This window comes from Burkholderia anthina, assembly GCF_902498995.1.
Taxonomy (GTDB): Bacteria; Pseudomonadota; Gammaproteobacteria; order Burkholderiales; family Burkholderiaceae; genus Burkholderia; species Burkholderia anthina.
The window spans coordinates 19840-37637 of the sequence record NZ_CABVLY010000015.1 but is presented as its reverse complement, the minus strand read 5'-3'; the positions used below and the strand labels follow the sequence as shown (position 1 = coordinate 37637).

Sequence of the window (17798 nt, the reverse complement as noted above, 5' to 3'; positions counted from 1 at the left end):
CGCTACGCGCTGGCCGCACACACGATCGCGACGATCGAGCCGACCACAAGCACCGCGCCGACCGTCTTGCGCTTGTTCAGCTCCGTCCACAGCAGCACGCCGGTCAGCGACAGCAGGATCAGCGCGCCCGCGAGCGTATCGACGAGCAGCACCCAGCCGATGCTCATCCCGACGCCCTTGTGCAGGTTCGTCAGCCAGGCGAGCGTGCCATTTTCGCTGCGCTTGAGCGTCATCGTATCGCTGCCGACCCAGTAGTCGACCGCGACGTTCTCGTGCGGCGACGCGAACACGAGCTGCCAGTGCTCCGGCTGCACGGTCTCGCGATCGCCCCATGCGACCGGATGCTCGGGCTCCTTCTGCACGCGGCCCATGCGTTCCGGCAGGTGCAGATCCGGCTGCGTACGCAACCATTGCGCGAGCTCGCGCGGCGATGCGGGTTCCGGATCGGGTACCTCGAGCCGCAACGTCCCGACATGCGGCGCGCCGGTCTGGATCCGCAGCGGCGGCGCACGATGGTTCAGCAGGAAGCCCGTCGTGCCGAACAGCAGACCGAGCGCGGCCCCCCACAGGCCAATCCAGCCATGCACCTTGCGCAGCCACTTGATGAAGGTGCCGCGGCGCGAGCGCGTGCCGCCGGAGCCGGCCGGACGCACGGCCGGCGCGATGCGCGACGCGGGCGCCGCGTCGAGTTCGACAGGATCGACAACGCTCACGTCTCGCTCCAGATTCTCAGAAGGTTGTGGTAACAGCCGACCAGGCTGCGACATGCCTGCGCATCGGCGCCGCCGGCGTTGAGCCGCTGGATCGCCGTGTCCATGTCGAACAGCAGCGCGCGCTGCGCATCGCTGCGCACGAGGCTCTGCACCCAGAAGAAGCTCGCGACGCGTGCGCCGCGCGTGACCGGCGTGACCTGATGCAGGCTCGTCGCCGGATAGACGATCATGTCGCCGGCCGGCAGCTTGACCTGCTGCACGCCATACGCATCCTCGATCACGAGTTCGCCGCCGTCGTATTCGTCCGGCGCGGACAGGAACAGCGTGACGGACACGTCCGTGCGCAGCTTCACGCCATTCGGCAGGACGCGCACCGCGCCGTCGACGTGGCTGCCGAACGTCATCCCGCCTTCGTAACGGTTGAACAGCGGCGGATAGACCTGGTTCGGCAACGCGGCACTGATGAACAGCGGATTGCGCTCGACCGCGGCGAGAACCACGTCGCCCAACTCGCGCGCGACCGGAGAATGCTCGGCAATCTGCTGGTTGCGCTTGACCGGCGCGCCCGTATAACCGGCCGTCGCGCGCCCGTCGACCCACGCGTCGCCCGCGCGATCGAGCCGGTCGCGCACCATGCGCACCTGCTCGGGCGTCAACACGTTCGGGATGTGTACAAGCATCGTTCCACCTTTTTCGTCGAATGGCGCCGCCGCAGTATGCGCGCGTTCAGAACCGGTAGTCGAGCGTCGCGAGGAACGTGCGCCCGACGCCCGGCACCGCGCGGCCGCCGTCCGACTGGATCAGCGAATCGTAATAGAACTTGTTGGTGAGGTTCAGCAGGTTCAGGCGCAGGTCCCACTGCTTCGCGTGATACGCGGCCGTCGCATCCCAGCGCGTGTAGCCGCCCACCTGCACGTAGTCGGTGTTCGCCGCGTAACGTCCCGACATGTAGGTCGGGCCGCCGCCGATTTCCCAGTGCGGCGTGAACGCATACGTGGTCCACAGCGTGAACGTGTTGCGCGGCGTATTCGCGAGCGTCTTGCCCTGCGTGCCGTCGAGCGCGCTCAGGATCACGCCGTTCATGTACGTGTAGCTGCCGAACACCTGCCACTTCGGCGTGATGTGGCCCGTCACGCTCGCCTGGAAGCCGCGCACGCGAATGTCGCCTTCGAGCAGGTATTCGCCCGTCGACGTCTGCGTTCGCGCGTTGCTCTTCTCCTCCTGGAACAGCGCCGACGTGACCGACAGGTTGTCGTTCAGCAGATCCCACTTGCCGCCCAGCTCATACGACTTGGTGTGTTCCGGCGCCAGGTTCTGCGTGTTGTTCGTGACCGTCAGCGACTCGAGCGACGGGTTGAACGACGTGCCGTACGAGAAGTAGTACGACTGCGATTCGGTCGGCTGGTAGATCACGCCGGCCCGCACGCTCGTGAAATAGTTCGTCTGCGACGCGTAGCCCGGCGCGCTCACCGTGTTCGCGAGATGCGCCTGGAAGCGATCCCAGCGCAGGCCGCCGACGATTTTCCAGTCGCGGCCGATCGACACCGTGTCGTTCATGTACGCGGCGAGCGTCGTCGCGCCCGACTCGGCATGGTTGGCCGGCGTCTGCGTCGCGCTGGCTGCCGTCGACGACTGGTACGCCGGATCGATCAGCGACAGGATCGGCAGGCCGCTGCGCGAATACGCCTGGTTCGTGTAGCTGTCGTGCCCGACCTCGACGCCCGCGATCAGGTCGTGCTTCACGAAGCCCGTGTCGAACTTGAAGCGCGCCATCGTGTCGTTGTCGACCGAATGGTTTTCGATCACGCGATCGTGGCTCGCGAGCCTCACGTACAGCGCGGACATCGGCAGCGACGTGTAGTTGCCGTTCGTCAGTGCCGTGCTCGACGACAGCGGCCCCGTGAGCACCGCGTTCGGCGCCGTCTCGCGCGCATCGGTCATCGAGTGCGAGAACGACGTGCGGTTGCTGATCGTCAGCGCATCGTTGACGCGATGATCGATCCGCGCGGACACCGTCTGCACGTCCTGGATCGTGCGGTCGTCGGTGAAGCCGTAGAACGTGTTCTTCGACACCGGCGCAGGATGACCGTTGACCGCGAGCACGCCGTAGTCCGGCATGTCGTAGTTGTGCTGGATCAGCGCGGACAACGTGACCTCGGTCGGCGTGCCGATGCCGAAGCGCAGTTCCGGCGCGATCCCGTAGTCCTTGTTCTTCATCACATCGCGCGTCGAGCCGAGCGACTGGCCGAACGCGTTGATCCGGAACGCGGACGTCGCGCCGAGCGGCCGGTTCAGGTCGACGCTCGTGCGGTAGTGATCGTCGGTGCCGATCGTCGTCGACACCTCGGCCGACGGTTTCAGGTTCGCCTTCTTCGACACCTGGTTGATCACGCCGCCCGTCGACCCGCGCCCGAACAGCATCGACGACGGGCCGTACAGCACCTCGACCGCGTCGAGGTCGAACGTGTCGCGATAGTACTGGTTGCGATCGCGGAAGCCGTCGAGATAGATGTCGTTCTGCGCCGTGAAGCCGCGCAGGTTGATGTTGTTGCCGATCTGCCCGCCTTCCGCGCCGCCGATCGTGATGCCCGGCGCATTGCGCAGCGCATCCTGGAACGACGTGAGTCCCTGCGACTCCATCAGCGCCTTGTTGATCACCGTGACCGACTGCGGAATGTCGCGCAGCGCGGTCGGGGTTTTCGCGCCGACGGTCGAACGTTCGGGCTGGAAGTCCTGCTGCACGGCCTGCCCCGACACGCTGATCGTCGGCAGCGTATCGGCGGCGGGCGCCGCGGCGGCCGGCGACGATTCGGCGCCCGTGCTCTGGGCGAATGCGGGCGAAGCGATAGGCAAAGCAAAGGCCAGCGCGAGCGCGCTCGCGAACGGGGTCCTGTTCGGCATGGAAGTCCAGTCGGAGTAAATCCGCCTCGCGTGAACACGCGGCGATGCGCGCGCACGAGACGGATGCGTTGGCTTGCTGGCCGCCGACGATCAGGCCGACAACGACACTAGCTGGCTACGGTTGACGAGTGGCCGGCGGCAGTTGCCGCGGCAGCCATTGAAATGAGAATCGATATCATTCCATGTATTTCTTTTTGTTTCAATTGATAACCGCTTCCTCATACAAAAGCGCTGTGTTTCTAAAAATTACAGAAATATAAATGTAATTATCAGAATGGTTTTTGTAATTTATGGCGGCGCTTTCATTCGACGAATGACCCGCCAGCCCTTTGTACGCCAAGGGTTTGATGGATCAGCATCTTTTCGATTTCGCGCGTCGGAAACCCGGCGCTGCGCCTGCGGTTTTCAGCATCCATCCGCCGATCCGGCCGAAACGAGCGCGGCCGAATTCAAATAATCAGACGATTATCAGGCCGAATACCGTTTGGTATTTGATTGAAACAAGAAAGCAATTTGAAATTTATTGTAATGCACGAGGCCGGCTTCATATGAATGCATCGGCCTGTCGGGCCGGCTCAGCGATCGCGTTCCAGCGACGTCATGTTCCTCAACGTCGGAAACAGCCGCATCCACGTGAGCGCGACGGCGATCGTCGCCGCACCGCCGACGACGATCGCGGCCGGCGCGCCCCACCACGCGGCCGTCACGCCCGATTCGAATTCGCCGAGCTGGTTCGACGTGCCGATGAACAGCGAGTTGACCGCGCTCACCCGCCCGAGCATGTCGTCCGGCGTTCTCAGCTGCACGAGCGACAGGCGCACGACGACGCTGACCACGTCCGATGCGCCGAGCGCCGCCAGCGCGACGAGCGACAGCGCGAAGTGCCGCGACAGCCCGAACACGATCGTCGCGATGCCGAAGGCGATCACGCCGCCGAACATCGCGCGGCCGGGCCGCCCCGTCAACGGAAAGCGCGTGAGCCACAGCGTGCCCGCGAGCGCGCCGACCGCGGGCGCCGCGCGCAACGCGCCGAGCCCCCACGGCCCCACCTGCAGGATGTCGCGCGCGTAAATCGGCAGCAGCGCGGTCGCGCCGCCGAACAGCACCGCGAACAGGTCGAGCGACAGCGCGCCGAGAATCGCCGGTTCGCGCCGGATGAATGCAATGCCCGAGAACACCGAGCGCAGCGTGACGGGCTCGCGCACGGGCGGTGCGCTACGCAGTGGAATCGTGCCGCTCAGCATCGCCGCGATCGCGAACGCGACGACGCTCGTGCCGAAGGCAACCGGCGCACCGAGGCCGTACAGCAGCCCGCCGAACGCGGGCCCGAGAATCTGCGCGGCCTGGTTCGCGGACGTCGACAACGCGGTCGCGCGCGGCAGGTCGCTCCGCGGCACGACGGCCGGCAGCAGCGACGACACCGACGGCGATTCGAACGCACGCGCGGTGCCGACGATCGCCGCGAGCGCATAGACACCCGGTGCCGCCAGCCACCCTTGTGCCGCGCCGAGCAGGAACACGCCGGCGGCCAGCGCCTCGACGCCCTGGCAGATCGTCGCGATACGCCGCCGGTCGTAACGGTCGGCCACCTGTCCGACGACGAGCGTCAGCGCGAACATCGGCACGAACTGCGCGAGGCCGACGAGGCCGAGCGCGAACGCACTGTGCGTGAGTGCATACACGTACCAGCCGATCGCAACCGACAGGATCTGGAACGCCAGCGACGACATCACGCGCGTGCCCCAGAAACGCTGGAACGGTGCGTGGCGGAACAGGTTGGCGGGTAACGGAGACGGCGAACTGGATTCGGGTAACGGGGCGGTCATCGGGGAGGCGTCATCGAAGGAAGGCCGGCGGTCGGCGATACGCGACGCGGCCAAACCGCGATGATATCGCCAACCGCCGGAACCCCGTCGGGCACGCGCCCGATGCGGACGACGACAGCCCGCGTCACGCGGCGCCGCACGTCATCGCGCCGGGTTGCACGAAAAAAAAGGCGCGAACCGCGGTTCGCGCCAAAGAGAGACCTCGCTGAAGACGTCGAAAAATCTACCGCACCCCGCTCAGAACGAATGCCGCATGCCGATCCGCACGTCGGCCTGCGTCTGCGTCGTCGACGGCGTGAAGCTGTAGCCGATGACCGCATCGACGCCCTGCGACGCGCGCAGGTAATCGCCGGAGATGTACACGTCGGTGCGCTTCGACAGCAGGTAGTGCAGGCCGGCCGTGCCCTGGTTCCAGTGGTGGCCTTCGAAGCGCGTGTGCTGGTAGCCCGCGATGAAGCTCAGCGCCGGCGTGAACTGGTACAGGCCGCCGCCTTCATACACCTGCATGTGCGACGACTGGCCGAAGCCCTTGATCGTCGTGTACGAGAAGTTCGCATCGAGCGACAGCTTGCCGATCGTGTAGCTCGTGCCGATGCCGAAGGTGCCCTGGCTGTCGACGTTCATCGCCGTATCCGCGAACAGGTCGGTGCGCGCGCCGGTCGCCGGGTCGACGGTGACGGTCTGCTGGCCGAGGAACGTATGCGTGCCGATCATCGCGTACGGGTCGAAGCCGTAGATGCCGTTCGGGTTGTTCAGGCGCGTGTACGCGGCGCCGACCGAGAAGTCGCCGTGCGTGAAGCTCGCGCCCGCGCTCCATGCGCTGTTGCGGTGGAAGTTGCCGGCGACGTTGCCGAACGAGTACATCGCGCCGAACTTGAAGCCGCTCAGGTCGTTCGACAGGAATTTCACCGAGTTCGGCAGGCGGTCGCCGTTGAAGCGGTCGAAGTCGCCCTGGTGGATCGCATAGCCGCTGCCCCATGCCGAGATGTTGTAGATCGACACGAGCTCGTTGGTGATGTCGAGCTGGTTGCCGAACGACAGCGTGCCCCAGTTGTTCTGCAGACCGACATAAGCCTGGCGGCCGAACTCCGAACCGCCGAAGCCGAGCTGCCCGTTGCCGAGGCGGAAACCGCTCTCGAGCGCGAAGACCGCCTTCAGTCCGCCGCCGAGATCTTCCGTGCCCTTCAGGCCGAAGCGGTTCCCGTACGCGATGCCGTCGTCGAACTTGACCACGTGCGAACCGCCCGTGTTGTTCGCGTACGTGATGCCCGCATCGAGAATCCCGTACAGCGTCACGCTGCTCTGCGCGTGGCCGATGGCGGGAATACAGGCCGCGCATGCCAGCGCGGCGGCTACGGCAACTTTCTTTTGCTTCATTCTCGCCCACCCTCCCTGAACCGTTCAATGGAAAGAACCGTGGCCTGGCGCGCGCTGCAATACGCCGGCTGATTCGAATTCAGTACGTCCGATGGCTTCGGCATTTCTTTTTTCGCAATAACGCAGCCATTGGCGAAAAATACAAACCCATATTTCGGGTCACCCGTCTGAAGGCGACACCAAATGGTCTCGATGCGACCGGTCGGGAAAACACGGAGACGGGCGGCCGGGCAAAAAGCCGGCCGCCCGGAGGCAGGTCAGTGGCCGTCGAGCGCCGCGCGCACGGCCGGCAGCGCCGGTGTGCCGGACGCCGTGGTCACGCCGTCCAGCCAGCCCTCGACGAGCGCGGGGGCGGCCTTCAGCGCATGCTGCGCCGCGACCGCGGGCGACGACTTGTTGTCGAGCATGTCGGCGATCATCCTGTTCTCGACGTCGACGGAGAACGTCATCTGCCGGAACAGCCGCGCGAGGTTCGCGCACTGGCCGGCAAAGCCGGAGCGGGTCACGGTGTTGACCGTCGCGCCGCCGTAGTTCGGCCCGAAGTATGCGTCGCCGCCCGACAGGTAGGTCAGGTGGAACTTGGTGTTCATCAGGTGCGGCTCCCACGCGAGGAACACGATCCAGCGCTTGTCGCGTACCGCGCGCTCGACCTGCGTGAGCATCCCCGTCTCGCTCGATTCGACCAGCGACCAGTTCGCCGAACCGAGCGCATGGTCGGACAGCATCCGCTTGATGTTCTGGTTCGCGGGCGCGCCGGGCTCGATCCCGTAGATCTTGTCGTCGAAGCGGTCCGCGTAGCGCGCGAGATCGGCGAACGTGCGCACGCCGGCGGCCGCGACGTAGTCGGGCACCGCAAGCGTGAACTTCGCGCCGCTCAGGTTCGCGTGCAGCACGTCGATCGATTTCTCGTCGACGAACGGCTTCACGAGCGGCGCCTGCGCGGGCATCCAGTTGCCGAGGAAGACGTCGACCTGCCCTTTCTTCAACCCCTGGTACGTGATCGGCACCGACAGGTTCGCGACGTCCTGCCGGTAGCCGAGCGCCTTCAGCACGACGCCGGCCATCGCGTTCGTCGCGTCGATGTCGGTCCAGCCGGGCGCCGCCATCCGCACGTCGCGGCATGTCTGCGGGTCGGCGGCGTGCGCGGGCTGCGTCGCCATCACGCACGCGGCCGCGGCGAATACCGCGCCGATTCTCCGGATTGCTGCATTGCATTGTCGTTTCATGATTCGCTTCCTCCGTCGTTCGTCAATGTCCGCGATGCGGACCGTTCAGCGCCCGACGCGCGGAAAGCGCGCCATCGCTTCGAGCGTGTCGAGTTCGATGTGATTGCGCATGTAGCGCTGGGTCGCATCGGTGAACGGCTGCCAGTCCCACGCCTGGATGCGGCCCTGCGTCGTCGCCGCGTAATGGAAACGGCGCCGCCGCTGGCTGGCGCGCACCCGGGCATCGAGCTCCGGCAGGTTCCAGCGCCGCGCGGCCTCGGCGCGGAAGGCGGCGAGCAGGTCGGCCGCTTCGGGCGTCCCGGCCAGGTTGGTGCGCTCGCGCGGATCGTCGGCGAGGTTGTAGAGCTGGTCGGGATCGGCCGGGCAATGCACGTACTTCCAGTCGCCGCGGCGGATCATCACGACCGGCGCGACCGCCCCTTCCGCGAGGTATTCGCCAAGGGCGACGTCGCGCGCGGGCTTGCCGTGCAGATGCGGCACGAGGCTCGCGCCGTCGACCGGGTCCGGCCATCCGGCATCGGGCCGCCCGCCGGCCGGTGCGACGCCGGCCAGGTCGACGAGCGTCGGCAGCAGGTCGACGTGCGACACGGGCCCGCGCACGCGCGCCGCGTCGAAGCGGTTCGGCGCATGGACGATCAGCGGCACGCGGCAGCCGCCTTCGAAGAAGGTCATCTTGTACCAGAGCCCGCGCTCGCCAAGCATGTCGCCATGGTCGGACGTGACGATCACGATCGTGTCGTCGGCGAACCCGCATTGCTCGAGCGCGGCCAGCACGCTGCCGAACTGCGCGTCGACGTAGGACGTCGCGCCGTAGTACGCATGGCGCGCGGCACGGATCTGCGCGTCGGTCGGTGGCGTGCGGTCGTTTTCGCAGACGAAGCGCAACCGCTGCGAATGCGGGTCGCTTTCCGCCGCATCGAGCCGCACGGCCGGCATGTCGATTTCCTCGTCGCGGTACAGATCCCAGTATTCGCGCGTGATCGCATACGGATCGTGCGGATGCGTCAGCGACACGACCATGCAGAACGGCCGCGCGTCGTGCCCGGCCGCACGCTCGCGCGCGACGTCGTACAGCTTCTGCTTCGCCGCGAACGTGACTTCGTCGTCGAAGTCGAGCTGGTTCGTGCGCACGCACGGGCCGGCTTCGAGCACCGAGCTCATGTTGTGATACCAGCTCGGCCGCTCGGTCGGCTGATCCCAGTCGGGCACCCAGCCGAAGTCGGCCGGATAGATGTCGGTCGTGAGCCGCTCCTCGAAGCCGTGCAGCTGGTCGGGGCCGCAGAAGTGCATCTTGCCGGACAGCATCGTCCGGTAGCCGCCCGCGCGCAGGTAGTGCGCGAACGTCAGCGTTTGCGCCGGCAATTCGGCGGCGTTATCGTAGGCGCCGATACCCGACGGCAGCTTGCCGGTCAGCAGCGAGAAGCGCGACGGCGCGCACAGCGGGCTCGCGCAGTAGGCGGCGTCGAACACCACGCCTTGCGCGGCCAGACGGTCGAGCGTCGGCGTGCGCGCGACGCGGTTGCCGTATGCCGGCAACGCGAACGGCGTGAGCTGGTCGGCCATCAGGATCAGGATGTTGGGAGTCGGGTTCGTCATCGGCGCTCACAGTGAAATCGGTGTTCGAACGGAACGGCGCGACGCCCGAACAGCGACGCAGCCGGCATGACGGAAGCAGCGTGAAGAAAGTGCCGCGCGCACCGGCCGCGACTGGCTAGAATCGCGGAGGGCCTGGCGCGGCGCCGTGCCGTCCGACGCACTATCTCCCGCCCGAATTCGTGCGGGAAGGCATCCTCCCCTTATGGGGCCATTAGAGAGACTTATGTCGAAACCCGAAGCGTTACCGTCGATGCAGGCGCTGCGCGCGTTCGAATCGGCCGCCCGTCTCGCGAGCTTCACGGCCGCCGCGCGCGAGCTGGGCTCGACGCAGCCGGCCGTGAGCCAGCAGGTGTTCCAGCTGGAGGCGGAGCTCGGCGTGCCGCTGTTCGAGCGCAGCCCGCGCGGCGTCACGCTGACGACCGATGGCCAGTGCCTGTACGAAGCGGTGCGGCAAAGCCTCGATACGCTGCGCGGCGCCACGGCGACGCTGCGCGCGCGCCGCGAGCACGGTGCGCTCACGATCGTCACGGATTTCGGGTTCGCCACCTACTGGCTGATGCCGCGCCTGGCCGGCCTGAAGCACGTGATGCCGGATGTCGACGTGCGGGTCGTCACGTCGCAGGATTACGACGCGCAGCGCGACCATGCCGACATCGCGATCCTGTTCGGCGACGGCCACTGGCCGTCGTGCACGGCCGCGCGGCTCTTTCCGGAATCGGTCACGCCCGTCTGCTCGCCGGCGTTTCGCGCCGCGCACGCGGACGTCGCGCGGCCCGACCACCTGCATGCGCTGCCGCTGCTGCACGTGCAGCCCACGCGCCCCGAGCGCTGGCTGTCGTGGGCCGGCTGGTTCGACGCGCATGGCCTCGATGCGCCGGCCGCCGCGCGCGGCGTGACGTTCAACAGCTATGCGCTCGTGATCCACGCGGCGCTGCTCGGCGAGGGCGTCGCGCTCGGCTGGTCGCCGCTCGTCGACGAGCTCGTCGCGTCCGGGCAACTGGTGAAGCTCGTCGACGCGCCGGTCGTCACGTCGCGCGGCTACTTCCTCGTGCGGCCACCGCAGCGGCCCGAGCCGGACGCGACCCACGTGTTCCGGCGCTGGCTGCTCGACGCGTGCGCGCCGGCGTGACGGGCCGCCCGGCGGCCTGAAAACCGCCGCATGACCGGCTGCGCGCCGTCCGTCCGTGCTGGCGTACCGATACCAGCCACACGGCGCGTTGGTTCTATCCGCGCAAAAATCGTCCTGATTTACTTGAGTCTCCCGCTACCCGCGTCGCGCGGCGCCCCGGTGCGCCGCCGCGCGGGTTCGCGCCCCATGACACCCGAGGATTCTCATGACTGCCGACTCACGCCCCGATCAATTCGTCCTGACGCTGTCGTGCCCGAGCGCGGCCGGCCAGGTCGCCGCCGTCGTCGGCTTTCTCGAGCGCCATCGCTGCTATGTCGATGCGCTGAACGTGTTCGACGACGATCTCAGCAATCACTTCTTCGTGCGCTGCGTGTTTCATCCGACGGATGAGACGCTGCAGATCGATGCGCTGCGCCAGGAGTTCGGGCCGATCGCGGCCGCGCTCGGCGGCGACGCCGAAGGCGATGCACAGTGGGCGATCCACGACGTGAACGCGCGCCCCAAGGTGCTGATCATGGTGTCGAAGCTCGAGCACTGCCTCGCGGACCTGCTGTTCCGCTGGCGGATGGGCGAGCTGAAGATGGACATCGTCGGCATCGTGTCGAACCATCCGGACTTCGAACCGCTCGCCGCGCAGCACGGGCTGCCGTTCCGGCACTTTCCGATCACGGCCGACACCAAGGCGCAGCAGGAAGCGCAGTGGCTCGACTTCTTCGCGTCGAGCGGCGCCGAACTCGTGATCCTCGCGCGCTACATGCAGGTGCTGTCGCAGGAAACGAGCGCGAAGCTCGCGAACCGCGCGATCAACATCCATCACTCGTTCCTGCCCGGCTTCAAGGGCGCGAAACCGTATCACCAGGCGCATGCGCGCGGCGTGAAGCTGATCGGCGCGACCGCGCACTTCGTGACCGACGATCTCGACGAAGGCCCGATCATCGAGCAGGTGGTCGAGCGTGTCGATCACGCGCTGCGGCCGGAGCAACTGCTCGCGGTGGGGCGTGACGTCGAATCCATCACGCTCGCGCGGGCAGTGAAGGCGTTCATCGAGCGGCGGGTGTTTTTGAACGGCGACCGGACGGTGGTGTTTCCGTAAGCGGGAGGCGCCGGCGGAGGGATCTCGGCCGAGACGCTCCGCCACGCGTGGCAAAGAGATCCAGCCGCTTGCCGGGCACGGGTTCGCGCGTGTCGCGCCCCGGCCCGTCAAACACGGACACGCGTCAGTATTTCGACGGATCGAATCCGGGAAACTGCTCGCGCGCGTCTTCGGGCGACAGGTAGTACACCCCGTGATCGAGCGCAATCGTCTTGATCAACTGGCCACAGGTACGGCATCGATGAAGTTCGGACTGCATGGTTTCGTTCACCGCGACCTCCGCATAGTTCGACGTAGGCACGGGAAACTTCAGGCATTCGGGGCACGACATTAACATCTCCTGACGGGAGTCCGGCTCCCGCCCGCGTTCCTCTCGAAGCATACCGATCCGGGTGGCGCCGGCTTGCCGCCCTCCGTCACGACCTCACGGACACCGCTGCTGATCCACTCGCCCGTCTTCGAATTCTCGACGCCGGTGAGCCCGCCCGGGCGCCAATGCCGGGAAAACCGGCGAGACAAAAAGAAAATGGCGCCGAGGACAACGGCGCCGGAACAGCGGCGGCATGCCAGGGCGGCATCGCCTTTACCCGAAGTGCCGCGCCGCGCAACGACCCCGTGTGCGGTTTCCGGGGTCCTCACGCGACGAGCAACGGCTATGTGCTCACTTCACCCACGCCAGGTAATGCGACAACCAGATCGTGAGCCCCGCGCCGATCAGCGCCACGTACGGCATCAGGTTCAGCCACATCGCGCGCTTCGGCACTTCGAGTTCCATGTCGCGCTGCATCTGCGCGGGGAAACGGCCGCGATCCTGCCAGTAGTGGCGGAACAGGAACACCGGCACGATCAGCAGCATCGCGATCAGCCCGTTGCGCAGCGTGCCTTCGCCCTGCAGGTTCGCACCCGCGCCGACGTAGACGAGGTTCGCATAGCCGCAGATCGAGCCCGCGACGAGCAGCCACGTCGGGCAGCGGAACGGCCGATCCCAGTTGCCGCGATCCATCCGGTGGATCCAGCCGGACTGAAGGTTCAGGAATACGAACAACATGTAGCAGACGTTCGAGATCGACAGCACCGTCATGTAGTCCGACATCATCAGCAACACGAGATTGAAGCCGAGATCGGTCCACATCGCACGCGTGGGCGAGCCGTGCTCGTTCACGTGCGACAGGTACTTCGGCAGCCAGCCGTCGACCGATGCCTGGTACAGCGTGCGCGACGAGCCCATCATCGACGTCATCACGATCAGCAGGATCGACAGCATCAGCATCACGACGACCGCATTCGCGACCCACGCGCCGCCGCCGACGATCTTCGCCATCGCGGCCGCGACACCGGTGCCGTCGCCGATCGCCGGATCGAGCATCGCCTGCGTGCCGAGCGCGCCCTGGAACGCCATCGGCACGAGCGTCATCACGACGAGACACAGCGCGCCCGACCAGAAGATCGCCTTCGCGGTGTCGCGGCGCGGATCGCGGAATTCGCGCGTGTAGCAGACGGCCGTCTCGAAGCCGTACGACGCCCAGCCGGCCATGAACATCGCGCCGAGCGCCATCGTGACGCCCTGCCCGTTCCACGAGCCGAACGTCGCGGTCGTGAGATTGCCGTGCGCGTCGTGACCGAGCGGCAGCAGCGGGAGCAGGTTCGACATCGGCACGTCGCCGGTGATGAACGGAACGATGCCGACGATCAGCAACGGCGTGAGCGATGCAATGCCGAGAATGCGCTGCGTACGCGCAGCCTTCGACGCACCGCTATGCTGAAGCTTGAACGTGATGAGAAGCAGAATCGTCGCGATGATGAACGTCGCGTTGATTCGCAGCGACAGACCCGGCTTGATGAAACCGAGATCCGCGATCTTGAGTTGCCAGTGCAGCACCGCCGCATTGGCGGGAAAGAGACTCGTGAGCGCATAGCTCGCGGCAAGGCCGCAACCGAGCGCGAGCATCGGCGACCACGCGAGCCAGTTGCACCACACGGAAACCGGGGCAATCAGCTTGCTGTAACGGACCCAGCCGATCGCGCCATACACCGACGCGCCGCCCGATTTATGGGGAAATAGCCCCGATATTTCCGCATAAGTCGCGCTCTGGATCAGCCCCATCGTGATCGCGGCGATCCAGATCGCCCACGCAGGCTGGCCGATCGTCGCACATACGCCGCCGATCGTGAACAGCACGCCAGCCGGCACGCCGCTCGTCACCCAAAATGCATCCTTCCAAGTCAGGCCACGATGCAGCGTGTGGCCCGTCGAATCATGTGAGATGGTAGTTCCAACATCACTGGTGCGGTTCGCACGCAGTCCTGCCTGACTCATCCAATTCCTCCTGTGATGACTCCGCACAAGGGGCGTAGTGTAACAACTTACGCGCTTTTTTGCAGAATCAGTAAAAGAAAACCGGGATATGGCCGCATCGAATCACTATTATTTCGGATTCCTGCATGACATTCCCGGCGTGTTGTTATGATGTTGTGTGTGGCGAATCGCCGCGGACTTACTGCGCGCCTTCAGTCCACGAATTCACGCGGTCCGCATGCGCTGCAATCCATGCATCGGCGGCCGCTTCCGGCTTCGAACCGTTCTGGATCGCGAGCATCACGCTATCGATTTCACCCGGCTTCCACTGGAATTTCTTCAGGAACGCGACGACCGGCTTGGCCTTCGTTTCGAGCTGCGGATTCACGACGCTGTCGACGTGCTCCGCGCCGCCGAACACCTTCTTCGGATCCTCGAGGAAGCGCAGTTTCCACTTCGCGAACATCCAGTGCGGCGCCCAGCCGGTCACGATCACCGGCTTGTTCGCGCCGACGGAGCGCGCCAGCTCGGCCGTCATCGCGCCGCCCGAGCTCGGCATCAGCGTGTAGCTCAGGCCGTAGCTCTTGATCGCATCGTCCGTCTTGCGCATCACGCCCGCGCCCGCATCGATGCCGACGATGCGGCCACCGAAGTCGCTCTTCTCCGCGTTCAGATCGTCGATGCTCTTCGCCTTCACGTAATCGGGAACGATCAGGCCGATCTTCGCGTCGGGGAAGTTCGCGCCGAGATCGACGACCTTCGTCTTGTATTCGCCCCAGTACGAGCCGTGCGTGACGGGCAGCCATGCGGACAGCGTCGCGTCGAGGTCGCCGCGTGCCACACCCTGCCACATGATCCCGGCAGCGACCGGCACGAGCTGGACCTGGTAGCCGAGCTTCTTCTCAATCACGCGGGCCGCGACGTTCGACGTGGCGACGCTGTCGTCCCAGCCTTCGACGTAGCCGATCTTCAGCGTCGGTTTCGTGTCGGCGAGCGCCGATGCGCTCAATGCCACCATTGCCGACAGTGCGCCGGTCCACAACAGTTTTCCGAACAGCTTCATGGTCGATCTCCTTGATATGCGCCCATCGCGCGTTGTCTCTCTAGGTTCTTCAACCACAATTCGGCGATCCGGCCGGTTTGCGACGGATGCTTGTCCGGAGGCGACGCCTCCGGGCCGACCGATGGCGCGTCTGTTTTTTACTTGTCGACCACGAGATCCGACAGCGGCTTGCTGCAGCACAGCAGCACCATCCCCTGGTCGATCTCGCGCTGACGGATGCCGCCGTTGTGCTTCATCTCGACTTGCCCGGACACGAGCTTCACCTTGCAGGTGCCGCACATGCCCTGCGTGCACGAAGCGGGAAGCCGCACGCCCGACTGGCGCGCCGCGTCGAGCACGTGCTGCCCGGCGCCGCACGAGATCTCGCGATGGCTCTTCGCGAAGCTGACCGTGAACTGCTTGGTCGCGGCGTCGGCGCCGTCGGCGGCCGGCACGAGTTCGGCGAGCACTTCGTCGCTCGCGGTCTGCGCGAGCGTTTCGAACGAGAAGCTTTCCTCGTGATACTGCTTGCGATCGAAGCCGGCCTCGTCGAGCAGGTCGCGCACGGCCTTCATGTACGGCGCGGGGCCGCAGGTGAAGATCTCGCGCTCCATGAAGTCCGGTGCGATCAGCTTGAGCAGCGGCAGCGTCAGGAAGCCCGTGACGCCCGGCCAGTTGGTGCGCGCACCGACGCGCTCGACGACGAACGACGTGCGGAAGTTCGTCTGGTTCGAGGCGATCAGGTCGAGTTCGCGCGCGAAGATGATGTCGTCCGGCGTGCGCGCGCTGTGCACGAACAGGATGTCGCGATCCTCCGCGAGATCATGGTGCGCGCGGCTCATCGACATCAGCGGCGTGACGCCCGAGCCTGCCGACAGGAACAGGTATTTGCGCGCCGGATGCCGTGCGCACGTGAATTCGCCGGCCGGGCCGAGCACGCGCACCGATGCGCCCGGCTGCAGGTTGTCGTGCAGCCAGTTCGACACCTTGCCGCCCGGCACGCGCTTGACCGTGATCGAGATCGTGTGCGGCCGCGCCGGCGACGACGAGATCGTGTAGCACCGGTTGATCGTCTCGCCTTCGATGTCGAGCTCGAGCGTGATGAACTGCCCGGGCTCGAACGAGAACGCACGGCCTTGCGGCGAACGGAAGAAGAAACTCTTCACGTCGTGGGTTTCCTGCCGTACGTGGCAGCACACCAGCGTTTCCTCGACGTCGCTCGTCCAGCGCTCGGGAAGGGCACTCCAGAAAGCCGGGTGCGTGACCCGGCTGTCCGCCGGCTCGAAATTGGCCGCATCTCGCATCATGTGTAACTCCGCTTGCTATCTGCTGACGACTACGCGCCGGTTTTTTCGGCGAGCCGGCCGATATACCAGGCCGAAAATTTTTCGACGAGACCTTCCGTGAACGGCGAGTACGGGCCCGGCTCGTACGCGCTGCTGGTCGCGCCGCGCTGCGAGAATTCGACGAGCGCGCGATCCTGGTCGTTGGTCGCATTCCACACGGCCGTGAGGTTCTTCACGTCGTAGTCGATGCCTTCCTTGGCGTCCTTGTGCACGAGCCACTTGGTGCGCACGAGCGTCTTGCCGGCCGACAGCGGAATCACCGAGAACGTCACGATGTGATCGCTCATGAAGTGGTGCCACGAGTTCGGCTGCGTCCAGAACGACAGGCCGCCGAGGTCGGCCTGGTCGAACCGGCCGAGCAGCTTCTTCGACGCGACCTTCGCGTCGAGCGTCTGCGATTCGCCGTGGCGGTCGAGCGGCAGGCGCTGCGTGCGGAAACCCGTCACGTCGAGCAGCTTTTCGATTTCGGCGGACGGCAGGCCCATCTCGGCCCACTCCTGGCCGCGACGCACGCAGGTTTCCGCGAATGCGTCCATGCCTTCGGCGTTCGCGTCGGAGCGCTGGTAGCCGAAGCCGTATTCGTACAGCGAGATCGTCAGCTCCGGATGGTTCGCGACGCAGTGATAGCACTCGCGGTTGTTCTCCATCGTGAGCTTCCAGTTGCCTTCCTCGATGATGTCGATCTGTGCGGCGATCTTCGTATTCGGCAGATCGTGCGGCAGCAGGTACGGCTCCATCTCGGCGCGCAACTGCGCGAAGTCGACGGGCGGCTCGTCGGCGAGGCACACGAAGATCAGGCCCGCCAGATTCTGCACGTGCACCGACTTCAGGCTGTGCTTGCAGCGGTCGAACTTCTCGCCCATGTGCTCGGCGAACATCAGCTGGCCCGTCAGGTTGTAGGTCCAGCTGTGGTACGGGCACACGATGTTGCCGACCGAGCCTTTGTCCTCGTTGCACAGACGCGCGCCGCGGTGGCGACACACGTTGTGGAACGCGCGGATTTCCATGTCGTCGTCGCGCACGATCAGGATCGAGTCGCTGCCCAGTTCCACGGTCACGTAGTCGCCCGGCTCGGGAATGTCCGGTTCGACCGCCACCTGGATCCAGTGCTGGCGGAAAATCGCCTCCATGTCGAGGGCGAAAATTTCCTCGCTCGTATAGAACGGCGCCTCGAGGCTGTAACCTTCCTTGCGTCGCTCGATCAGTGCGCGAATGTCTGCCGATACTTTCATCGTTTGCTCCGGATTCCTTGC

Annotated in this window: 14 protein-coding genes; 2 read left to right on the top strand and 12 right to left on the bottom strand. The window is 65.9% G+C overall.

Features of this window, described 5'->3' with window-relative positions; all coding sequences use genetic code 11:
• Window positions 1-2: 2 nt before the first annotated feature.
• From BME24068_RS19460 to betC, 7 genes are all read right to left on the bottom strand, one after another.
• Window positions 3-713, bottom strand: coding sequence for a PepSY-associated TM helix domain-containing protein (locus BME24068_RS19460; RefSeq protein WP_096501806.1), 711 nt, complete (start codon window positions 711-713; stop codon window positions 3-5).
• Window positions 710-1393 carry a Fe2+-dependent dioxygenase gene (locus BME24068_RS19455; RefSeq protein ID WP_174927070.1) on the bottom strand — a complete coding sequence of 228 codons (684 nt, stop codon included), beginning with the start codon at window positions 1391-1393 and terminating at the stop codon, window positions 710-712. Before BME24068_RS19455 ends, BME24068_RS19460 begins: the two co-directional genes overlap by 4 nt.
• 46 nt (window positions 1394-1439) lie before the next feature.
• A complete protein-coding gene (locus tag BME24068_RS19450; protein ID WP_096501810.1) occupies window positions 1440-3614 on the bottom strand; it encodes a TonB-dependent receptor in 2175 nt (724 codons plus the stop codon).
• Window positions 3615-4189: 575 nt separating this feature from the next.
• Window positions 4190-5440: an MFS transporter gene (locus BME24068_RS19445; RefSeq protein WP_096501812.1), complete on the bottom strand. Its 1251-nt coding sequence runs from the start codon at window positions 5438-5440 to the stop codon at window positions 4190-4192.
• 237 nt (window positions 5441-5677) lie between these two features.
• The gene (locus tag BME24068_RS19440; RefSeq protein ID WP_096501814.1) at window positions 5678-6817 is read right to left on the bottom strand and encodes a porin; all 1140 of its coding nucleotides are present in this window, start codon (window positions 6815-6817) and stop codon (window positions 5678-5680) included.
• Between the two features lie 257 nt (window positions 6818-7074).
• Entirely contained in the window at window positions 7075-8043 is a 969-nt protein-coding gene (gene choX / locus BME24068_RS19435) for a choline ABC transporter substrate-binding protein (protein ID WP_096501816.1), read from the bottom strand.
• Window positions 8044-8088: 45 nt separating this feature from the next.
• On the bottom strand, window positions 8089-9639 hold the full coding sequence (betC, locus tag BME24068_RS19430) for a choline-sulfatase (RefSeq protein ID WP_174927069.1): 1551 nt from the start codon (window positions 9637-9639) through the stop codon (window positions 8089-8091).
• Window positions 9640-9841: 202 nt separating this feature from the next.
• Between betC and BME24068_RS19425 the strand changes: the two genes are divergently transcribed.
• Both BME24068_RS19425 and purU read left to right on the top strand, forming a co-directional pair.
• Window positions 9842-10768 (top strand): choline sulfate utilization transcriptional regulator, encoded by a 927-nt coding sequence (locus tag BME24068_RS19425; protein WP_096501820.1) that lies wholly within the window; start codon window positions 9842-9844, stop codon window positions 10766-10768.
• 205 nt (window positions 10769-10973) lie between these two features.
• Window positions 10974-11861, top strand: coding sequence for a formyltetrahydrofolate deformylase (purU, locus tag BME24068_RS19420; RefSeq protein WP_096501822.1), 888 nt, complete (start codon window positions 10974-10976; stop codon window positions 11859-11861).
• A gap of 124 nt (window positions 11862-11985) precedes the next feature.
• Here the strand turns inward: purU and BME24068_RS19415 are convergent, their stop codons facing one another.
• From BME24068_RS19415 to BME24068_RS19395, 5 genes are all read right to left on the bottom strand, one after another.
• Window positions 11986-12192: a hypothetical protein gene (locus tag BME24068_RS19415; RefSeq protein ID WP_174927068.1), complete on the bottom strand. Its 207-nt coding sequence runs from the start codon at window positions 12190-12192 to the stop codon at window positions 11986-11988.
• A 330-nt stretch (window positions 12193-12522) separates the two neighbouring features.
• The gene (locus BME24068_RS19410; RefSeq protein WP_174927067.1) at window positions 12523-14178 is read right to left on the bottom strand and encodes a trimethylamine N-oxide permease; all 1656 of its coding nucleotides are present in this window, start codon (window positions 14176-14178) and stop codon (window positions 12523-12525) included.
• A gap of 178 nt (window positions 14179-14356) precedes the next feature.
• Window positions 14357-15220, bottom strand: a complete 864-nt coding sequence (locus tag BME24068_RS19405) for a glycine betaine ABC transporter substrate-binding protein (protein ID WP_096501826.1) — start codon at window positions 15218-15220, stop codon at window positions 14357-14359.
• 137 nt (window positions 15221-15357) lie between these two features.
• Window positions 15358-16506, bottom strand: coding sequence for an FAD-binding oxidoreductase (locus tag BME24068_RS19400; protein ID WP_174927066.1), 1149 nt, complete (start codon window positions 16504-16506; stop codon window positions 15358-15360).
• Window positions 16507-16535: 29 nt separating this feature from the next.
• Window positions 16536-17777, bottom strand: coding sequence for an aromatic ring-hydroxylating oxygenase subunit alpha (locus tag BME24068_RS19395; protein WP_096501830.1), 1242 nt, complete (start codon window positions 17775-17777; stop codon window positions 16536-16538).
• Between the last annotated feature and the right edge of the window lie 21 nt (window positions 17778-17798).

Bases quoted from the DNA above. Each gene is read 5' to 3' on its own strand.
- BME24068_RS19455 (WP_174927070.1), bottom strand. From the start codon at position 1,393: ATGCTTGTACACATCCCGAACGTGTTGACGCCCGAGCAGGTGCGCATG.
- BME24068_RS19450 (WP_096501810.1), bottom strand. From the start codon at position 3,614: ATGCCGAACAGGACCCCGTTCGCGAGCGCGCTCGCGCTGGCCTTTGCT.
- BME24068_RS19445 (WP_096501812.1), bottom strand. From the start codon at position 5,440: ATGACCGCCCCGTTACCCGAATCCAGTTCGCCGTCTCCGTTACCCGCC.
- BME24068_RS19440 (WP_096501814.1), bottom strand. From the start codon at position 6,817: ATGAAGCAAAAGAAAGTTGCCGTAGCCGCCGCGCTGGCATGCGCGGCC.
- choX (WP_096501816.1), bottom strand. From the start codon at position 8,043: ATGAAACGACAATGCAATGCAGCAATCCGGAGAATCGGCGCGGTATTC.
- betC (WP_174927069.1), bottom strand. From the start codon at position 9,639: ATGACGAACCCGACTCCCAACATCCTGATCCTGATGGCCGACCAGCTC.
- BME24068_RS19425 (WP_096501820.1), top strand. From the start codon at position 9,842: ATGGGGCCATTAGAGAGACTTATGTCGAAACCCGAAGCGTTACCGTCG.
- purU (WP_096501822.1), top strand. From the start codon at position 10,974: ATGACTGCCGACTCACGCCCCGATCAATTCGTCCTGACGCTGTCGTGC.
- BME24068_RS19415 (WP_174927068.1), bottom strand. From the start codon at position 12,192: ATGTCGTGCCCCGAATGCCTGAAGTTTCCCGTGCCTACGTCGAACTAT.
- BME24068_RS19410 (WP_174927067.1), bottom strand. From the start codon at position 14,178: ATGAGTCAGGCAGGACTGCGTGCGAACCGCACCAGTGATGTTGGAACT.
- BME24068_RS19405 (WP_096501826.1), bottom strand. From the start codon at position 15,220: ATGAAGCTGTTCGGAAAACTGTTGTGGACCGGCGCACTGTCGGCAATG.
- BME24068_RS19400 (WP_174927066.1), bottom strand. From the start codon at position 16,506: ATGATGCGAGATGCGGCCAATTTCGAGCCGGCGGACAGCCGGGTCACG.
- BME24068_RS19395 (WP_096501830.1), bottom strand. From the start codon at position 17,777: ATGAAAGTATCGGCAGACATTCGCGCACTGATCGAGCGACGCAAGGAA.